Annotated in this window: 18 protein-coding genes; 4 read left to right on the top strand and 14 right to left on the bottom strand. The window is 45.5% G+C overall.

Features of this window, described 5'->3' with window-relative positions; genetic code table 11:
• The first annotated feature begins 35 nt into the window (after positions 1-35).
• On the top strand, positions 36-818 hold the full coding sequence (xni, locus tag R8N46_RS15250; RefSeq protein ID WP_042521216.1) for a flap endonuclease Xni: 783 nt from the start codon (positions 36-38) through the stop codon (positions 816-818).
• Between the two features lie 109 nt (positions 819-927).
• Here the strand turns inward: xni and rlmM are convergent, their stop codons facing one another.
• The 7 genes from rlmM to pomA form a co-directional block, all read right to left on the bottom strand.
• Positions 928-2,019: a 23S rRNA (cytidine(2498)-2'-O)-methyltransferase RlmM gene (rlmM, locus tag R8N46_RS15255; RefSeq protein ID WP_017820611.1), complete on the bottom strand. Its 1,092-nt coding sequence runs from the start codon at positions 2,017-2,019 to the stop codon at positions 928-930.
• Positions 2,016-2,414: a DUF423 domain-containing protein gene (locus R8N46_RS15260; RefSeq protein WP_042521214.1), complete on the bottom strand. Its 399-nt coding sequence runs from the start codon at positions 2,412-2,414 to the stop codon at positions 2,016-2,018. Before R8N46_RS15260 ends, rlmM begins: the two co-directional genes overlap by 4 nt.
• On the bottom strand, positions 2,404-3,027 hold the full coding sequence (locus tag R8N46_RS15265) for an alpha/beta fold hydrolase (RefSeq protein WP_005383614.1): 624 nt from the start codon (positions 3,025-3,027) through the stop codon (positions 2,404-2,406). The genes R8N46_RS15260 and R8N46_RS15265 overlap by 11 nt, the downstream gene beginning before the upstream one ends.
• A complete protein-coding gene (locus tag R8N46_RS15270; RefSeq protein WP_005383616.1) occupies positions 3,008-3,928 on the bottom strand; it encodes a transcriptional regulator GcvA in 921 nt (306 codons plus the stop codon). Before R8N46_RS15270 ends, R8N46_RS15265 begins: the two co-directional genes overlap by 20 nt.
• Positions 3,929-4,438: 510 nt before the next feature.
• Complete coding sequence (gene thiI, locus R8N46_RS15275; RefSeq protein WP_042521212.1) at positions 4,439-5,887, bottom strand: tRNA uracil 4-sulfurtransferase ThiI; 1,449 nt, start codon at positions 5,885-5,887, stop codon at positions 4,439-4,441.
• Positions 5,888-6,098: 211 nt separating this feature from the next.
• Positions 6,099-7,046 (bottom strand): flagellar motor protein MotB, encoded by a 948-nt coding sequence (locus R8N46_RS15280; RefSeq protein WP_042521210.1) that lies wholly within the window; start codon positions 7,044-7,046, stop codon positions 6,099-6,101.
• Positions 7,047-7,060: 14 nt separating this feature from the next.
• Positions 7,061-7,822, bottom strand: coding sequence for a flagellar motor protein PomA (gene pomA, locus R8N46_RS15285; protein ID WP_005381564.1), 762 nt, complete (start codon positions 7,820-7,822; stop codon positions 7,061-7,063).
• A 263-nt stretch (positions 7,823-8,085) separates the two neighbouring features.
• Here pomA and xseB point away from each other — a divergent pair, with 263 nt between their 5' ends.
• The 3 genes from xseB to dxs are packed head-to-tail and all read left to right on the top strand — an operon-like array spanning position 8,086 to position 11,120.
• Entirely contained in the window at positions 8,086-8,328 is a 243-nt protein-coding gene (gene xseB / locus R8N46_RS15290) for an exodeoxyribonuclease VII small subunit (protein WP_005381566.1), read from the top strand.
• Between the two features lie 21 nt (positions 8,329-8,349).
• Complete coding sequence (gene ispA, locus R8N46_RS15295; RefSeq protein WP_065274231.1) at positions 8,350-9,234, top strand: (2E,6E)-farnesyl diphosphate synthase; 885 nt, start codon at positions 8,350-8,352, stop codon at positions 9,232-9,234.
• Between the two features lie 20 nt (positions 9,235-9,254).
• Positions 9,255-11,120, top strand: a complete 1,866-nt coding sequence (gene dxs, locus R8N46_RS15300; protein ID WP_005383623.1) for a 1-deoxy-D-xylulose-5-phosphate synthase — start codon at positions 9,255-9,257, stop codon at positions 11,118-11,120.
• Positions 11,121-11,166: 46 nt separating this feature from the next.
• On the opposite strand, the gene pgpA is transcribed toward dxs, so the two are convergent.
• The 7 genes from pgpA to ribD form a co-directional block, all read right to left on the bottom strand.
• Positions 11,167-11,673: a phosphatidylglycerophosphatase A gene (gene pgpA / locus R8N46_RS15305; protein ID WP_005381569.1), complete on the bottom strand. Its 507-nt coding sequence runs from the start codon at positions 11,671-11,673 to the stop codon at positions 11,167-11,169.
• A gap of 91 nt (positions 11,674-11,764) precedes the next feature.
• Entirely contained in the window at positions 11,765-12,730 is a 966-nt protein-coding gene (gene thiL / locus R8N46_RS15310; RefSeq protein ID WP_167415050.1) for a thiamine-phosphate kinase, read from the bottom strand.
• A gap of 78 nt (positions 12,731-12,808) precedes the next feature.
• Complete coding sequence (nusB, locus tag R8N46_RS15315; RefSeq protein WP_005381571.1) at positions 12,809-13,276, bottom strand: transcription antitermination factor NusB; 468 nt, start codon at positions 13,274-13,276, stop codon at positions 12,809-12,811.
• Entirely contained in the window at positions 13,276-13,746 is a 471-nt protein-coding gene (ribE, locus tag R8N46_RS15320; protein ID WP_005381572.1) for a 6,7-dimethyl-8-ribityllumazine synthase, read from the bottom strand. Before ribE ends, nusB begins: the two co-directional genes overlap by 1 nt.
• Positions 13,747-13,915: 169 nt before the next feature.
• Complete coding sequence (ribBA, locus tag R8N46_RS15325) at positions 13,916-15,025, bottom strand: bifunctional 3,4-dihydroxy-2-butanone-4-phosphate synthase/GTP cyclohydrolase II (protein WP_005381573.1); 1,110 nt, start codon at positions 15,023-15,025, stop codon at positions 13,916-13,918.
• A 173-nt stretch (positions 15,026-15,198) separates the two neighbouring features.
• A complete protein-coding gene (locus R8N46_RS15330) occupies positions 15,199-15,852 on the bottom strand; it encodes a riboflavin synthase (RefSeq protein ID WP_213972475.1) in 654 nt (217 codons plus the stop codon).
• Between the two features lie 8 nt (positions 15,853-15,860).
• A complete protein-coding gene (gene ribD, locus R8N46_RS15335) occupies positions 15,861-16,988 on the bottom strand; it encodes a bifunctional diaminohydroxyphosphoribosylaminopyrimidine deaminase/5-amino-6-(5-phosphoribosylamino)uracil reductase RibD (RefSeq protein WP_115385780.1) in 1,128 nt (375 codons plus the stop codon).
• Between the last annotated feature and the right edge of the window lie 2 nt (positions 16,989-16,990).

Here is a 16,990-nt window from a genome sequence, read left to right on the forward strand (position 1 = left end):
GGGGCATTACGCCCCTTTTTTATTGCTAAGTCATTATGTCTATTCATCTTGTTATCATTGATGCCCTAAACCTGATCCGCCGAGTGCACTCAGCACAACCAGATCCAACCGACATAGCAAGAACCATAACCACAACGCAAAGAACCCTCACTCGCATTCTGTCAGAGGCCAACCCGACACACATCATCGCAGTTTTTGATCACCACGAACAAGACAGAGGTTGGCGCGCTGAAATTCTCCCTGACTATAAGCAAAACCGAAAACCAATGCCTCTGCCACTACTGCAAGGGTTAGATGCGATTCAACAAGCGTGGTGGGAGCAAGGTATTGATTCATTGCTGTCTGAAGGCGATGAAGCAGATGATTTGGTTGCTACACTCGCAACGAAAGTGGCCAGCCATGGTGAAAAGGTCACCATCGTTTCGACTGACAAAGGTTACTGCCAGCTGCTTTCCCCTACCCTACAAATCCGTGATTATTTCCAACATCGTTGGTTAGATGAACCATTTATCGAAAAAGAGTTCGGCGTAAAACCAAGTCAACTAGCGGATTACTGGGGATTAACAGGGATAAGCTCTAGCCAGGTTCCGGGCGTACCTGGAATTGGCCCGAAAGCAGCGAAAGAGATTCTCACTCAGTTTGAGAGTATTGAAGCAGCCTACGCTAGTGAAGATCTCGTACCGAAATACCGTAAAAAATTGGATGAGCACATTGAGTCTGCTCGTTTATGTAAACTCGTCGCCGCTTTAAAGTGCGATATAGAACTAGGCTTTAACTTGCAAGATATTCGCTTTTTAGGGCCAAACAAAGCGAAGTAGTGCCCGATGGAAGTTTCACACCATGAAATCCGGCAGATATTAAAAAAGCGCCATTTGAAGGCGCTTTTTCTATTCTAATCACTATTCCCAAAAGACTCGGGGAATAAAGTTAGTAAGGTGAAATATTCGACAGACATTGGATATGAATCGTGATTTCTTCACGATCATGATACAAATGTTTAGCTTGTAGCTTGAACTTTACCTTATTATCAATGAGGAACTGCTTCAGATTTTCAAGGTCTTGCAGCACTTCGTCATAACGCCCTTTCATTGGCAGCTTAAGGTTAAAGATGGCCTCTTTTGCCCAACCTTTTAACAGCCACTGTCCCATCAGGTGAGCAACACGAGCTGGCTTTTCCACCATGTCACAAACAATCCATGTTACGTTCTTGCGGTCTGGTTCGAACTTAAAACCATCCACCATATGGTGCTTGATCTGGCCAGTTTCCATCAAACTGTCTGCCATCATGCCGTTATCTACGCAGTGAACGAACATTGAGCGCTTCACTAATTGGTACGTCCAACCGCCTGGACATGCACCTAAATCCACACCCCACATACCTGGTGCCAAACGCTCATCCCACTCTTCACGTGGAATAAAGACATGAAATGCTTCTTCCAGTTTAAGTGTTGAACGACTTGGAGCGTCTGCTGGGAATTTAAGGCGAGGGATACCCATGAAGAACTGTGAGTTGTTGTCAGTGTAAGAGTAACCAACGTAACAGTGGCCAGGCTCAACAAAGCAAATGTGCAGTACTGGTTTTTTCGCGTTATCTTTGTTCAGCATTAAGCCTTTGCCGCGCAACGCTTGACGCATTGGGACGGTAAACTTACGGCAGAATTTCAGTAGCTCTTTCGCTTCATTTGTATCTGGCGTTTCAATTCTCAAATCACCACAACGAGGGAATGCTTCAATGTCTGCTAGTTCATTCAAAATTGGACTAATGCGGTCATCACTTGGCAACGATTGAAACTCAGCTGCTACCGCAAACATTTGTCGAGCAAAAATTAAAGACTTAAAGTCTAAACCTCTCGCAAGTTTGTCGGCATCTCCATCTTGGTAACACTCGAAGACAACATAACCTGAGTTTCTCTTCACACGAGGGAAGCCATACACTTCCAACTGTGTCGCTTTGTCCTGAATTTCACCAGCACACTCTTTCTCAAAGCCAGAACGGCAATAGAGCATTAGTTGTTTCACTTGGAGACCTCTTTGATATTGAACGCAGCAAAAAAGAACAGACACCAACCAATCATGAACAGTAATCCTCCCACAGGAGTAATTGGCCCAAACCACTTAATGCCCGTCAGCGCCAGCGCGTAAAGACTGCCGCTAAAACAAAAGATGCCGATAATAAAGCAAATCGCCGCAATGAAAAAATATTTTTGTGCTTTTTGTCCCAAATTGAGCAGAAGCAGAATGGCACAAAACACAATCGCCAACGTGTGAATAAATTGATACAGAACTCCGGTCTCAAATACACCGAGCAAATAAGGGGCCAGTGTCGCTTTTAGCCCATGAGCAGCAAATGCTCCAAGAGCGACCGAAATCAGCCCAGACAGAGCAGAGAATGAGAGTAACCACTTACTTTTCACTGTACACCTCTTTTATAAACGCCGCTAACTGCTCTATCGCGAGTGCAATGTTACCCACTTCAGTATGACCTGAGATCTTGCGCGGTTTGAAGCTGTGGTCACCATCAGGTAAAAAGCTCACCGTTACTTGTGACGAAAGGACGAAATCATCGAATTCCTCACGCTTACCAAAGGTGTCTCGTTCCCCTTGCAGAATCAGCGTAGGTTTCTCAATGGTTGCTAAGTGTTCGCCTTTGTATTTCTCTGGCTTTCCCGGCGGGTGAAATGGAAACCCTAAACAGGCAATGCCCGCCACCAGCTCATTTTCAGCCAACAAGCTCGACATACGACCGCCCATTGACTTACCACCAATAACCACGGGAGAAGAAGTAAAGTGAGCGATCACTTCGCTGTATGCTTCGAGCAACTTTGGCGCGCGATCGGGCGGACGCTTTTTGCCATCTTCCGAACGTTTCACCATGTAAGGGAAATTAAAACGCACTACACGAATACCTTGCTCCACTAATCCTTTGGCGACAGCTGTCATGAAGTCATGCTCCATCCCCGCACCTGCGCCGTGAGCAAAAATAAACAGCGGTCCGTTTTCAGGTCCCTCAGCTATCCAGTGATTCATCCAATACTTCCTCTTGTTCTTTTCTCGCGGTTGCTAACATCCAGTCTCTAAACGTTGCGATTCGGCCCATATCTGCCTGCTGTTCATGACACACCACATAGAATGCATTCTTAGATATCAACACCTCGTCGAATGGTGCAATGAGTCGTCCGGCTTCCATTTCAGGTTTGGCGAGTACGTTGTTACCGAGCGCGACCCCCTGACCGTGCGCAGCAGCCTGTAGCACCATCGTTGAGTGACTAAAAATAGGACCGTGGTTTACGTTGATGCCTTCAATGTTGTAATGACGAGCAAACTGCTTCCAGTCTTTACGCGAAGTATCGTGTAACAAAGTATGTAATTTGAGGTCACTTAAAGATTCTAATGGTTTGTTACCCAAAAGTAATGAAGGTGAACAAAGTGGGATCAAAAACTCTTGGTACAATTTATCTGCTCGCAAACCTGGCCAGTTCCCACGGCCATAGTAGATCGCCACATCAACATCATCAGTCAGTGAGCCTTCATCCATATCTACGGCTTTAATACGAACATCGATATCGGGCTCTTGAGCATTAAAATCGGCCAAACGAGGTACAAGCCATTGGATAGCAAAACTCGGCGGTAGGCTAATCGTCAATGCCCCTTTTTCGCTACGTTCCAACACCTTATCTGTCGCTTCCGCAATCGAGGTGAAAATATCTTTGATATCGAGAAAGTAACTTTGGCCTTCTTCTGTTAACAACAAAGAACGATTACGTCGACGGAAGAGCTTCAATGATAAGAACTCTTCAAGCGCTTTAATCTGGTGACTGACCGCGGCTTGAGTAACAAATAACTCTTCTGCTGCTCGTGTAAAACTGAGATGACGAGCAGCCGCTTCGAAGACTCGAAGCGAATTTAATGGAGGCAATCTGCGAGACATATGGGACCTCTAATAGGATTAGTTTTTTTAATCTGAAACATTATAAAATGTCCGTTGTCGAACAGCCAGATAAATTCTATATTTCACCCCGCAACACGGGCCTGAACGGCTTGATTTCTTTGGAAATCAATTGGCTTCGTTGTTGCGATGTTGTGTTTGCAAACTCGTATTTCGAGTTAGGTAGATTTCTACCATAATGTTTTGTCCACACTCCCTGTGACAAAACATATACTTCCTGTATTTATTTTTGACCTGTCTGTCAAATTTGTTACACCGCCTAAATTAGGCGGTGTTTTTTTATCTATCAAAAATCTCATCCGCATATCTGGCAGCAATATCACTTTATTACTCTTCTTTCGGATTAATTATCGTTATATCAACACAAAGTGTATGGCTTTGCGATAAGCCTCAACATTATGCTAAGTAATGGTTGTCTGTAACGCGATCAAAAACAAAAAAGGCGCAAATTGATGTCTCAATTTGCGCCTTTTAACGTATTTTAACAGTCAGCTATGGACGGTAAACTTTTACGTTGCTGAAGCCTTGCTCTTGCAAGTAAAGCGCTTGCAGACGGCTCATCACACCGCGGTCACAGTAAAGTAGGTATGTCTTAGACTGGTCTAAGTCACCAAACTGTGTACCCAGCTTGTAGAAAGGGATATGTTTCACATCCACACCTTCGATTTCAAGTGGGTTATCGTCTTCCTCTTCAGGACTACGAATATCTAGCACAACCGCGTGCTCTTCTATCGCTTGAACTTGCTCTACTTCTGGTGCGGCTTGCTCAGACTCTTTCGCAATATCACGAATGTCCATCATGCGAGCTTCTTGAACCACTTGCTCAAGGATACTAAAGTCGAATTTCTCTTCTTCAGCTTCTAGCTTGCCTTTCACCGCTTTCACGGTTGGCTTCTTAGAGATAACACCACAGTATTCTGGCATTGTCTTCGCGAAATCTTCTGTGCCGATTTCACGTGCTAGATTGATGATGTCTTCTTTATCCCAGTTGATAAGTGGACGCAGAATCAGCGTGTCAGTTACGTTATCGATGTGGCGTAGATTGGTTAGCGTTTGGCTCGATACTTGACCTAGCGCTTCACCTGTTACCAATGCTTCGATCTTCATCTTCTGAGCGATCATGCCTGCTGCACGCATAAACATACGCTTCAAGATCACGCCCATTTGGCCGTCATCGACTTTCTCTAGGATTTCCGCAACCACAGGCTCGAAATCAACTGAGATAAAACGTACTTTTGCTGAAGAACCGTATTTGTTCCATAGGTAGTGAGAAACCTGCTTAACGCCGATTTCGTGTGCTGGACCACCTAAGTTAAAGAAGCAGTAATGTACTTTTGAACCACGCTTGATATGAAGATAGCTTGAAACACCAGAGTCGAAACCACCCGAGATCAGGCTTAACACGTCTTCTTGCGTACCCAGTGGGAAACCACCTAGGCCTTTATGACGAGACAATACTTGGTTTAGCTTGTCGTTCGAGACTTCTACCTTGATCGTCACGTCTGGGTTTCGTAGCTTAACACTAGCGCTTTCAATCGCTTGATTTAAACCACCGCCTACATAACGCTCTAGTTCAATAGAGGTAAAGTCATGCTTGCCACGACGCTTCGCACGTACAACAAAGGTTTTATTTTCGAGTGCAGCACGGTTGAGTTCTAGTACTTGCTCGAAGATATCGTGCAAGTCTTTAAATTCAGTTTGCTTCACTTCCAGTACGTGGTGAATGCCTGGTGTATGAGTCAAAACCTCAAGAACTTCAGCGTGGAATTCGTTACTCTCAGAGGTCACTTCAATGTGATCACGACGGTTAAATACCGCGACAGACTCCGTGCGGCTCTTAATGATGTTACGAATGTTGCACTCTAAAATCTTTGTGAAGCGCTTACGCACAGATTCACTTTTTACAAAAATTTCTGGATGGGGCTTTACAATAAATTTCATAGTCTAATTCGCAGGTTAGTTTCGCAATCAACAAAGAGTGACACTCAACTTCAATACTTCATACGCAGTAAAACCGCGTTTCAGTCACAAAAAGTAGTCTGAGCTCACTTTTAAGGCGCAAGATTATACACCCAAGCGGATTGGAAAAACAAAAAAAGCGAGCAATCTGCTCGCTTTCTTATCTCTTTACTGACTTAAAACTAAAGCCTAGTTATTGAATTACCGGCACTTCTTCACTGTAGAGAGGCTCGCCTTGCATAATGCTGATTTCAACCCGTCGGTTAAGCGCGCGATTTTCATCAGAATCATTCGGTAACAAGGGTTCCGTATCCGCCATGCCTCGTACTCTTAAACGTTGATGAGAGAAGCCTCTCACTTTCTCCATCTCTTGCGCGACTGATACTGCACGCTGAGAAGAGAGATCCCAGTTAGAACGATAAAGTTCCGAGTCTAGCGGTCGATTGTCTGTATGGCCAGATACTCGCACAATGCCTGGCACGTCTTTTACTAGCTCTGCAATCTGACGAACTAAAGGACGAAACTTAGGCTGCAAGAAGGCCGAACCTTCTGGGAATGCACCTTTTTCACGCATACGTATAACAATCTGCTGACCGAGGTTTTCAACTTCAATGGCGCCTTGTTCAATCTCTCGCTCTAAGGCTTTCTTGATGCTTTCCATCAAGGTTTCCATCTCTTGCGACATCTCTTTAGATTGCTGTTGTTGCATGTCCGCTTCGGCAGATTCATTGTTTTGAGTTGACGTTTCTGGCGATTGCCCACCCGTTAACTTGCCTTCATCACGTTTTGTGCCACCAGCTCGATCAGACTCCCCTTCATGAAATTCGAGCGTCTGCTGAGTGATGTCCATGGTTTGCTGCATGATGACATCAATCGGAGTTGGTTCCGGCCGACCCGGTCGAAACTCTTGGGCAATAATGCTAGTACCTTTGGGAATGTCTTTCACTTCAAGCTGATTTTGCACACCGAAGGCAAATTTCATTGATCCTGCAATTTGTTTGAACTTCAGTACATCCATCTCAGAAAACGAGAGCAGAAGAACAAAGAAACACATTAGTAGCGACATCAAATCTGCAAATGTCCCCATCCATAACGGGAGGCCAGGTGGCGGACAATCGCATTTGTTATCTTCATCATCCATCACGACTCTCCAAGTTACTCGTCAATCTCAAGGGCACGTTTACCTTCATTGAGGTAGTTCTTCAAGTAACTATCGATCACTCGCGGGTTTTGGCCATCTTGAATCGCTAATACGCCATCCATGATCAAACGGCGATTTAGCGTTTCTTGGTCACGGCGAAGAGAAAGCTTATCCGCAATAGGGAAAAACACCATATTGGACAGGATCGCGCCATACAATGTGGTCAAGAGTGCAACGGCCATTGCTGGTCCAATCGCTTTAGGGTCATCCATGTTTGAAAGCATCGCAACAAGACCAACCAAGGTACCAATCATTCCCATCGCAGGAGCAACGTCGCCAAAGGCGCGAAATACACCAGTACCTTGCGTATGTCGTTCATCTGTAAGCGCGATGTCTTTTTTGAGTGCCGCTCTCACAACGTCGGCATCATGGCCATCAACCAGTAGATCAATGCCTTTCTGCATGAATGTGTTGTTTATTTCCATCTCTTCAAGAGCAAGAAAACCACCTTTACGCGCCGCGTCGGCCATTTCCACAATTTTTGCGATCAGGTCTTCGGGTTCATCCGCTTTAAACATGAAGGCTTTGCCAGCAATCTTTGTCGCACCAAAAAACTGTCCCATTGTGAACTTCATCAACACGACGAATATTGAGCCACCAACGACAATAAGGATCGACGTGACATCGACAAACATGCCGATGCTGCCACCAAGCACCATCGCCATAATGACGAATGCAAAACCACCAATCAAACCTAATAGGGTTGCTAAATCCACAAAGCACTCCTCACGCTATACTCAAATACTGCCATTGGGCGGATTATTACCTGTATCGACAACTCGCGCAGAATTTTTAGAAAAATCTTAGCTAATGGATCACAAATTACACCTAACAACCTCAACCAAAATATGGGGTTTCACCGCTTAGACTCGTTGAACGCTAATTTTGTGACAATTATATAAGGTTAAATTTGACCAAGTTACTAGGCTAAGGTAACTTTCGTGCATCTTACCCGAGGCTTGATTAAGGCAGAAAAAAGATGGCGGTCAAGAAACCAGAAAACATGACCTTTGAAGCAACCATTGAAGAGCTTGATAGCTTGGTTGATCAATTAGAAAATGGCGATCTTGCTCTAGATGATGCCCTGCGTAAGTTTGAACGAGGCATTGCCTTAGCTCGTGCAGGCCAAACTAAATTAAGCGACGCCGAACAGCGCGTGAGCATTCTTCTTAGTGAAGATGATGAAGCACCACTGAGTGACTTCAAACCAGATTCAGAATAACAATCAGTAGTGAGCAATGTGATGCAACAGACATTGACGTCTTTTCAACAAAGAAACAATCAGCAATTGAATTTGTGGCTCGATCAGCTTCCATATCAAGAGCAGCCATTGATTCAAGCAATGAAATACGGCCTTTTGCTAGGTGGAAAACGCGTTCGCCCTTTTCTTGTTTACATCACAGGTCAAATGCTCGGCTGTAAACCTGAAGACTTAGACACCCCCGCCGCTGCTATCGAATGTATACATGCCTACTCACTCATTCATGATGATCTGCCAGCCATGGACGATGATGAACTGCGTCGAGGTCAACCAACTTGTCATATTAAGTTTGATGAAGCAACCGCAATACTGACAGGTGACGCACTACAAACTCTTGCCTTCACTATTATTGCTGATGGTCAATTAAGCCCGGCGGCTGAAGCTCAACGCATCAACATGATCAAAGCCTTAGCGCATTCCTCTGGTGCCAGCGGCATGTGTGTAGGGCAAGCCTTAGATTTAGGCGCGGAAAATCGCCTAGTTTCTCTTGAAGAAATGGAAGAGATACACCGTAAAAAAACCGGAGCTCTGATTGATTGTGCGGTAAAATTAGGTGCATTAGCTGCTGGTGAGAAAGGTATCGAGGTTCTACCTCACTTGGAGCGCTACTCAAAAGCAATTGGTTTGGCGTTTCAGGTTCAAGACGATATTCTTGATATCATCAGTGACACAGAAACACTGGGTAAGCCTCAAGGTTCCGACCAAGGTCTGAATAAGAGCACTTATCCTTCCCTGCTGGGTTTAGAGGGAGCCATAGAGAAAGCTCACACTCTGTTACAGGAAGCACTTCAAGCATTGGAAGCTATCCCATACAATACTCAGTTACTCGAAGAGTTCGCCCGATATGTCATCGAGCGCAAAAATTAACACTATAAGCGCGCATTTATATGACTCTTGATATTTCAAAGTACCCAACACTGGCGTTAGCAAATACACCGGAAGAATTACGTCTTCTTCCGAAAGAAACATTACCAAATCTGTGTGATGAACTGCGAACGTATCTGCTAAATTCAGTGAGCCAATCTAGCGGACACTTAGCGTCTGGCTTAGGCACCGTGGAGCTAACTGTCGCTCTGCATTATGTTTACAACACCCCTATCGACAAATTGATCTGGGATGTTGGTCATCAGGCTTACCCGCATAAAATCCTCACCGGACGTCGCGATAAAATGCCAACAATTCGCCAAAAGGATGGTCTACACCCTTTCCCTTGGCGTGAAGAAAGTGAATATGACACGTTGTCTGTCGGTCACTCTTCGACATCTATCAGTGCAGGCCTTGGCATGGCCATCAGCGCACAAAAAGAAGGCAAAGGCCGTAAAATTGTCAGTGTGATTGGTGATGGCGCAATTACAGCAGGCATGGCATTCGAAGCCATGAACCACGCTGGCGACGTTCATCCTGATATGTTGGTGATTTTGAACGACAACGAAATGTCGATTTCAGAAAACGTCGGCGCCCTGAATAACCACCTTGCAAAAGTACTTTCTGGTAGCTTGTATACTTCTATCCGTGAAGGCGGTAAGAAAGTGCTGTCTGGTGTTCCACCTATTAAAGAGTTGGTTCGCCGTACGGAAGAGCACCTAAAAGGCATGGTAGTGCCTGGTACTCTATTCGAAGAATTCGGCTTTAATTACATTGGCCCGATTGATGGACACGACGTCAATGAACTCGTCAAAACGCTAAAAAACATGCGTGAGCTCAAAGGTCCTCAGTTCTTACACATCATGACCAAGAAAGGCAAAGGTTATGAGCCTGCCGAGAAAGATCCTATCGGCTACCATGGTGTTCCTAAATTCGATCCAACGCATAACTGTCTACCGAAAAGCAGTGGCGGTAAGCCAACTTACTCAAAGATCTTTGGTGACTTTTTATGTGACATGGCGGCCCAAGATCCTAAGCTAATGGCAATTACGCCAGCAATGCGCGAAGGATCAGGTATGGTGCGTTTCTCAAAAGAGTACCCAGACCAATACTTTGATGTGGCGATTGCTGAGCAGCACGCAGTGACACTGGCAACAGGCATGGCAATTGCGGGCGATCATCCGATCGTTGCTATCTATTCGACTTTCTTGCAACGTGGTTATGACCAATTGATCCACGACATCGCGATCATGGACTTACCAGTGATGTTTGCGATCGACCGCGCAGGTCTCGTTGGCGCAGATGGTCAAACTCACCAAGGTGCGTTCGATTTGAGCTTTATGCGCTGTATTCCGAACATGGTGATCATGGCGCCAAGTGACGAAAACGAGTGCCGACAAATGCTTTACACTGGCCATAAACATTCTGGCCCGAGTGCGGTTCGATACCCTCGTGGTAGCGGCATGGGCGTAGAAATCGAAACTGAGTTTACGGCGTTAGAAATCGGTAAAGGGCGCATGGTTCGCCAAGGTGAAAAAGTTGCTATTCTGAACTTTGGTACTTTCTTGGGTAACGCGCTAGAAGCGGCAGAATACCTTAACGCCACTGTTGCTGATATGCGCTTTGTGAAGCCGCTCGATGAGGCATTGATTCGTCAATTAGCCGCAGATCATGACGTGCTCGTGACGTTAGAAGAAAATGTTATCGCGGGTGGTGCTGGTGCTGGTGTCGTTGAGTTCATGATGAAAGATAAAATCATTAAACCTGTGTTGAACCTAGGTTTACCCGATGAGTTTATTCATCAGGGAACACAAGATGAACTGCATGAAGAGCTTGGTCTCGATGCAAAAGGAATTGAAAAATCCATCTTGGATTATTTAGCAAAATAGAATGTAAAAAGGGATGCTCATAGCATCCCTTTTTTACGGTCAACGTTTAATTCATCCAGCCCGCATATTTTGCGACTAGAAACAAGGCAACACCAGCCATAATTCCCGCCACGATATCATCAACCATAATACCCAGCCCACCGTGAACTCGCTTATCTAGCCACCCAATTGGCCAAGGTTTTACCATATCGAAAAAACGAAATAAGATGAAGCCAGTGATCAACCACTTCCATTCAGTGAGTGGAATATTCAGTGCAGGTACAATGCTCATCGTAATCCAAAAGCCTGCAAACTCATCCCATACGATTGAACCATGATCATGAACTTTCATGTCTGCAGAGGTCACTTGGCATATTTGAATGCCGATCACACACGAAATCAGAACAACAATGACATACGCCGTAAATGGTAATTGTGCCAACAACAAAAAGAAAGGCACGGCCGCCAGTGTGCCCATTGTTCCAGGGATAAACGGGGATAATCCACTGCCAAAACCCGTCGCCAATAGATGCCACGGGTTCTTTAATGAAATCAGAGAAAGAGGGTTGGTCATATCCTTAAACCTATACTGCTAGTTTGGTTTCAATCGTCATGCCTGCGAGTTACTCAATAGTAACAGGCTCTTGGCTAGAGCTTAGCTCAGATCATTTAAAGTGGTCGAAGCCACTTAAGTCCCAATCAAGTGGTTGATTGTTATCATGCAGCTCGAAGGTTCCATTTGGTCGGATTTGACCAATACATGTGACCTTACAGCCAGTATGAGATAAAGCGCTTTGTAACGAGCCTCGATTTTGCTCCGGCACGGTAAAACACAACTCGTATTCTTCGCCACTTGCTAAAGCATACTGCTGCGCGCTGATCTTATCATCTAAAAACTGAACTAATTCTGAAGAGATCGGTAGCTGAGAGACATCAATACTCACCCCAACCTGAGATCGCTGTAAAATGTGCTTAATATCAGAGATTAAACCATCTGAAATATCTATCGCCGACGAGGCTAAGCCAACAAGAGCTTGTCCAGCAAGCACACGCGGAGAACTAAGGTAGTGAGCTCGCTCTAGTGCTTCCGCGCCGGCTCTGCTGCGCAGAGAGTCATCTAGAATCACATCCAAGCCAGCTTTTGCATCGCCAAGGTTTCCCGTTACATATACCCAATCCCCAGGCTTGGCTCCGGAACGTGTGAGAGCTTTACCTTCAGGAACAAAACCTTGCACCGTTAGAGTCAGACACAATGGCCCTTTGGTGGTATCACCGCCTATTAACTGAATACCATAGTAATCAGCCAGTTCGAAAAATGCATCACAGAAAGGTGCAAGCCATTCTTCATCTGGCTCAGGCATCGTTAATGCGAAGCTCACCCACGCAGGCGTTGCGCCCATCGCAGCCAAATCACTGATGTTAGAAGCCAATGCTTTGTGTGCGACCCATGCTGGGTTCGCGTCGGCTAAGAAATGCGTTCCAGCTACCAATGTATCCGTGCTAATCGCAATCTGAACATTAGCTGGCGCTTTGACCAAAGCGCAATCATCACCAGCGGCTAGATGGACATCTTTACGTTGGCTCTGACGACCGACGAAATACTTGTCTATCAGATTAAATTCACCAGACATAATTCACTTACTTTTTGATGTAAAAGCTTTTGATACAAAAAAGGTCAGCATGTGCTGACCTTTTCATTGAAGAAATCGTTATTTCTTACGAATGTGAGGTGCTGCTTTATCAAGTACACCATTCACAAACTTGTGGCTATCTTCTGCTGCAAAAACTTTTGCAAGTTCAATCGCTTCATTGATAACAACTTTGTAAGGAACATCTTCGCGACGAGTCATCTCGTACATAGCAAGGCGAAGAAGAGCAAGTTCCATCATATCTAAATCCTGCATAGGACGAGAGATGTATGGACGAATTTTGCTATCTAGCTCAGCGTGGCTAAGTACAACACCGCTTAATAGTTCACGGAAGTAAGCTACGTCTGTCTCTGGAGCAGCAAGCGCTGGCTCAGATGCATGAAGTTCTTCTTCATCGTATTTGTCGCCAGACAAAAACTGTTCTTCAATCTTGGCAACATTCTCTTTAGTAATTTGCCATGAGTAGATCGCCTGTAGAGCGAATTGACGTGCGTTACGACGTGCGGCTGGTTTCACACTGGCCCCCATTAGGAATCAATTTCAGATAGTACATTAATCATTTCAAGTGCGCTTAGTGCAGCCTCTGCACCTTTATTACCAGCCTTGGTTCCTGCGCGTTCAATCGCTTGATCGATCGTATCAACAGTCAAAACACCAAATGCTACTGGAATGCTGAATTCCATAGACACTTGTGCTAGACCTTTGTTCATTTCACTACAAACATAGTCAAAGTGAGGCGTTCCACCGCGAATAACAGACCCTAGAGAAACAATCGCGTCGAATTTGCCAGTTTTAGCAACACGCTGAGCTACTAGAGGTAGTTCTACGGCACCTGGACAACGCACAACCGTGATGTTGTCTTCGCTTACTTGTCCGTGACGCTTTAGTGTATCGATCGCACCAGAAAGTAGGCTTTCGTTAATAAAACTGTTGAAACGAGAAATAACGATAGCAATTTTTGCATTTGGCGCTGGGAAGCCACCCTCGATCACTTTCATAAGCTTTCCTTTAACTCTATTTATAAGTGAAATATGTTCATCAAGTGAGAATCGCCGGATTCTAGCACAAATTTGTGAGCAATATCTAATGGAAATTGGAGGCAAATCACCGGTTCCTAGCCATTGACGAGTTAAGCACGTCAAAGACTAGGAACTTATTGTTCGGTTGTTACTCGCAGACGTACTCAACAACGTTCAGACCAAAACCACCTAACGCGTGGTACTTTTTGTTGGTCGATGACAGAAGGCGCATATCATGTACACCGAGATCCGCAAGAATCTGTGAACCAACGCCAACACGGCGAGACGTGCCTTGTTTTTTAGCAAGCGTTGGGGCTTCACCTTTGTCTTGCGCTTCGAACATCTTCACGCGATGAATAAGTAGATCGGTCGATTCTTCATGGCCAAGAACAACCAGCACACCGCCTTCTTCACCAATGCGTTTCATTGCCTTATCTAGTGTCCAGCTGCGCTCTGCATTACGATCGCTACGTAGTAAGTCGGTAAAAACGTCTTGAAGATGAACGCGAACCAGTGGCGCTTTTTCTTTCAAATCGCCCTTGCACATTGCGTAGTGCACTTGGTTATCAATGGTGTCTTTGTACGTGACTAACGTGAACTCGCCAAACTCTGTCGGTAACTTACACTCTGCCACACGTTCAATCGTTGTCTCAGTGTTATTGCGGTACTCAATTAGGTCGGCAATAGTGCCCAATTTAATACCGTGCTTCTCTGCAAAGATCTCTAGATCTGGGCGACGGGCCATCGTGCCGTCGTCATTTAAGATCTCAACAATCACCGATGCTGGCTCTAAACCAGCAAGACGAGCCAAATCACAGCCAGCTTCAGTGTGACCTGCACGAGTCAGTACACCGCCGTCTTGAGCTGCGAGAGGGAAGATGTGACCAGGCTGCACCAAATCCGCAGCTTTAGCGTTTGGCGCGACTGCTGCTTGAACGGTACGTGCGCGATCTGCGGCTGAAATACCAGTCGTTACCCCTTCTGCTGCCTCAATCGAAACAGTAAAGTTGGTGGTGTATTGCGCATTATTGTCTTGCACCATTGGTGGCAGACCTAGACTTTCGCAACGATCTTTGGTCATGGTTAAACAAATCAGGCCACGGCCATAGGTTGCCATAAAGTTGATGGCTTCCGGCGTAATATGCTCGGCAGCCATGATCAAGTCACCTTCATTCTCGCGGTCTTCATCATCCATTAGGATGACCATTTTGCCTGCGCGAATATCATCAATAATTTCTTGTGGCGTACTGATTGGCATAGTCTGTTATCCCGTTATTCTAAATTTGTTATTGCGACAGCAATGAAAAATTACGTTGCAGTGAATGCTAGTTAGGTCAATAGTTTGAGCTTTGCATTAAGCAAGTCAATGAATCTCGCGGTGTTCTGTGAGTCTGCTCTTTATCGCATGCCTCACGCAGCCACTCCCAAGACTTATGCAAAACCGTTTTGCTGTAAAAAGTCCATCGTGATACGAGACTCGGCCTTATCTTCTTGTTGTCCTTGCAGTAAACGCTCCATATAACGCGCAAGTACATCAACTTCCAAGTTGACTTTGCGCCCCACTTGAAACTGGTCAATCGTAGTTTCTTCACTCGTATGAGGAACGATCGTCAGCTTAAAAGCATTTTTACGTAAGTCGTTGACGGTTAGGCTAATACCATCAACAGTAATCGAGCCTTTCTCTGCAACGTACTTGCTAATTTCCGCAGGCATTGCAACCCAAAACTCTATCGCACGGCCAACTGAATTGCGTTCGACAATTTCACCAACCCCATCGACATGGCCAGAAACGATATGTCCACCCAACCGCATTGTTGGCAACATGGCTTTTTCTAGATTCACCTTATCGCCTACTTGGTAATCAGCAAACCCAGTTTTCTTCAAGGTTTCTAATGACAGATCAGCACTGTAATAGTGGCTTCCGAAGTCAACTACCGTTAAGCAAACACCATTGGTCGCAATGCTATCGCCTAACTTAACGTCTGACATATCAAGCGTACCCGTTTCAACCGTGACGGTGATGTCTTCGCCCTTCGGCGTAATCGCAGCTAACTTGCCAACTGCTTCTACTATTCCTGTAAACATACTATTTCTTATCTAAGTTCATTACGTTTGATGGTGGCGGTGATGCGAATGTCTACCCCAACCATACGAACGTCTATAATGTTTAAATCAATGACGTCAGCCATAGCGCTTAACCCTAAAGCACCGATAAGCCCCCGACCATCGCTGCCCATGAGTTTTGGCGCAAGATAAACAATGAGCTCATCTACAAGGTTAGCCTTTATCATCGCACTCGCTAGCGTAGCTCCAGCTTCAACCCATAAGTGATTGATATGGTGCTCATCAGAGATACGTTTTAATGTCGTTGATAAGTCAATTTGGTCAGCGCTGTCCAATAGAGGGATACAGTCTCCATCAGAGCGAACAATAACTCGCTCTCCATCGGTATGGAACAGCTTGAGCGCATCAGTTAAATGGTTCTGACGATCTAAGATTACACGTACTGGTTGACGAAGCTCTTCTTGTAAATACTGCGCTTGAACACTATTAGGTAAGTCATCCCAGCGCACGTTGAGTGATGCATTATCATCAATCACCGTTTTGCTAGTAGAAAGAATGCCACCACTCATTGCTCGATAACGCTGCACATCTTGGCGGGCCGTTGGGGAGGTGATCCATTGGCTCTGACCATTATTGAGTGCGCTTTGCCCATCCAAACTGGCCGCCATTTTTAATTGAACAAACGGCATGCCTGTACGCATGTACTTTATAAAACCAGGGTTAAGGGCAAGGGCATCTTGCTCTAACAAGCCGATTTGAACTTCAATTCCGGCATCACGTAACATCTGGATGCCGCGACCTGCAACTTTCGGGTTTGGGTCTACCATGGCGCAAACCACACGTGCCACTTTGGCTTTAATCAGCCCTTTGGCACATGGCGGTGTACGGCCGTAATGAGAGCAAGGTTCTAGCGTCACATAAGCGGTTGCACCAACTGCTTTTTCACCCGCCATGCGCATCGCGTGCACTTCGGCATGCGGCTCACCAGCACGATGGTGATAGCCTTCACCGACAATTTCTTCATCACGAACGATGACACACCCTACATTTGGATTAGGGGCGGTGGTAAAAATGCCACGTTTCGCTAACTTAATAGCTCGTGACATCATGGCGAAATCTAAATCAGAAAACGCTCTTTCAGGAGTGTGTTGAGTCATGA

The sequence above is a fragment of the Vibrio sp. 1874 genome (genome assembly GCF_033344395.1).
Taxonomy (GTDB): domain Bacteria; phylum Pseudomonadota; class Gammaproteobacteria; order Enterobacterales; family Vibrionaceae; genus Vibrio; species Vibrio alginolyticus.

Bases quoted from the DNA above. Each gene is read 5' to 3' on its own strand.
- R8N46_RS15265 (WP_005383614.1), bottom strand. From the start codon at position 3,027: ATGAATCACTGGATAGCTGAGGGACCTGAAAACGGACCGCTGTTTATT.
- ribD (WP_115385780.1), bottom strand. From the start codon at position 16,988: ATGACTCAACACACTCCTGAAAGAGCGTTTTCTGATTTAGATTTCGCC.
- thiI (WP_042521212.1), bottom strand. From the start codon at position 5,887: ATGAAATTTATTGTAAAGCCCCATCCAGAAATTTTTGTAAAAAGTGAA.
- R8N46_RS15280 (WP_042521210.1), bottom strand. From the start codon at position 7,046: ATGGATGATGAAGATAACAAATGCGATTGTCCGCCACCTGGCCTCCCG.
- ispA (WP_065274231.1), top strand. From the start codon at position 8,350: ATGCAACAGACATTGACGTCTTTTCAACAAAGAAACAATCAGCAATTG.
- ribE (WP_005381572.1), bottom strand. From the start codon at position 13,746: ATGAAAGTGATCGAGGGTGGCTTCCCAGCGCCAAATGCAAAAATTGCT.
- R8N46_RS15330 (WP_213972475.1), bottom strand. From the start codon at position 15,852: ATGTTTACAGGAATAGTAGAAGCAGTTGGCAAGTTAGCTGCGATTACG.
- thiL (WP_167415050.1), bottom strand. From the start codon at position 12,730: ATGTCTGGTGAATTTAATCTGATAGACAAGTATTTCGTCGGTCGTCAG.
- ribBA (WP_005381573.1), bottom strand. From the start codon at position 15,025: ATGCCAATCAGTACGCCACAAGAAATTATTGATGATATTCGCGCAGGC.
- xseB (WP_005381566.1), top strand. From the start codon at position 8,086: ATGGCGGTCAAGAAACCAGAAAACATGACCTTTGAAGCAACCATTGAA.
- xni (WP_042521216.1), top strand. From the start codon at position 36: ATGTCTATTCATCTTGTTATCATTGATGCCCTAAACCTGATCCGCCGA.
- R8N46_RS15270 (WP_005383616.1), bottom strand. From the start codon at position 3,928: ATGTCTCGCAGATTGCCTCCATTAAATTCGCTTCGAGTCTTCGAAGCG.
- dxs (WP_005383623.1), top strand. From the start codon at position 9,255: ATGACTCTTGATATTTCAAAGTACCCAACACTGGCGTTAGCAAATACA.
- nusB (WP_005381571.1), bottom strand. From the start codon at position 13,276: ATGGGGGCCAGTGTGAAACCAGCCGCACGTCGTAACGCACGTCAATTC.
- pgpA (WP_005381569.1), bottom strand. From the start codon at position 11,673: ATGACCAACCCTCTTTCTCTGATTTCATTAAAGAACCCGTGGCATCTA.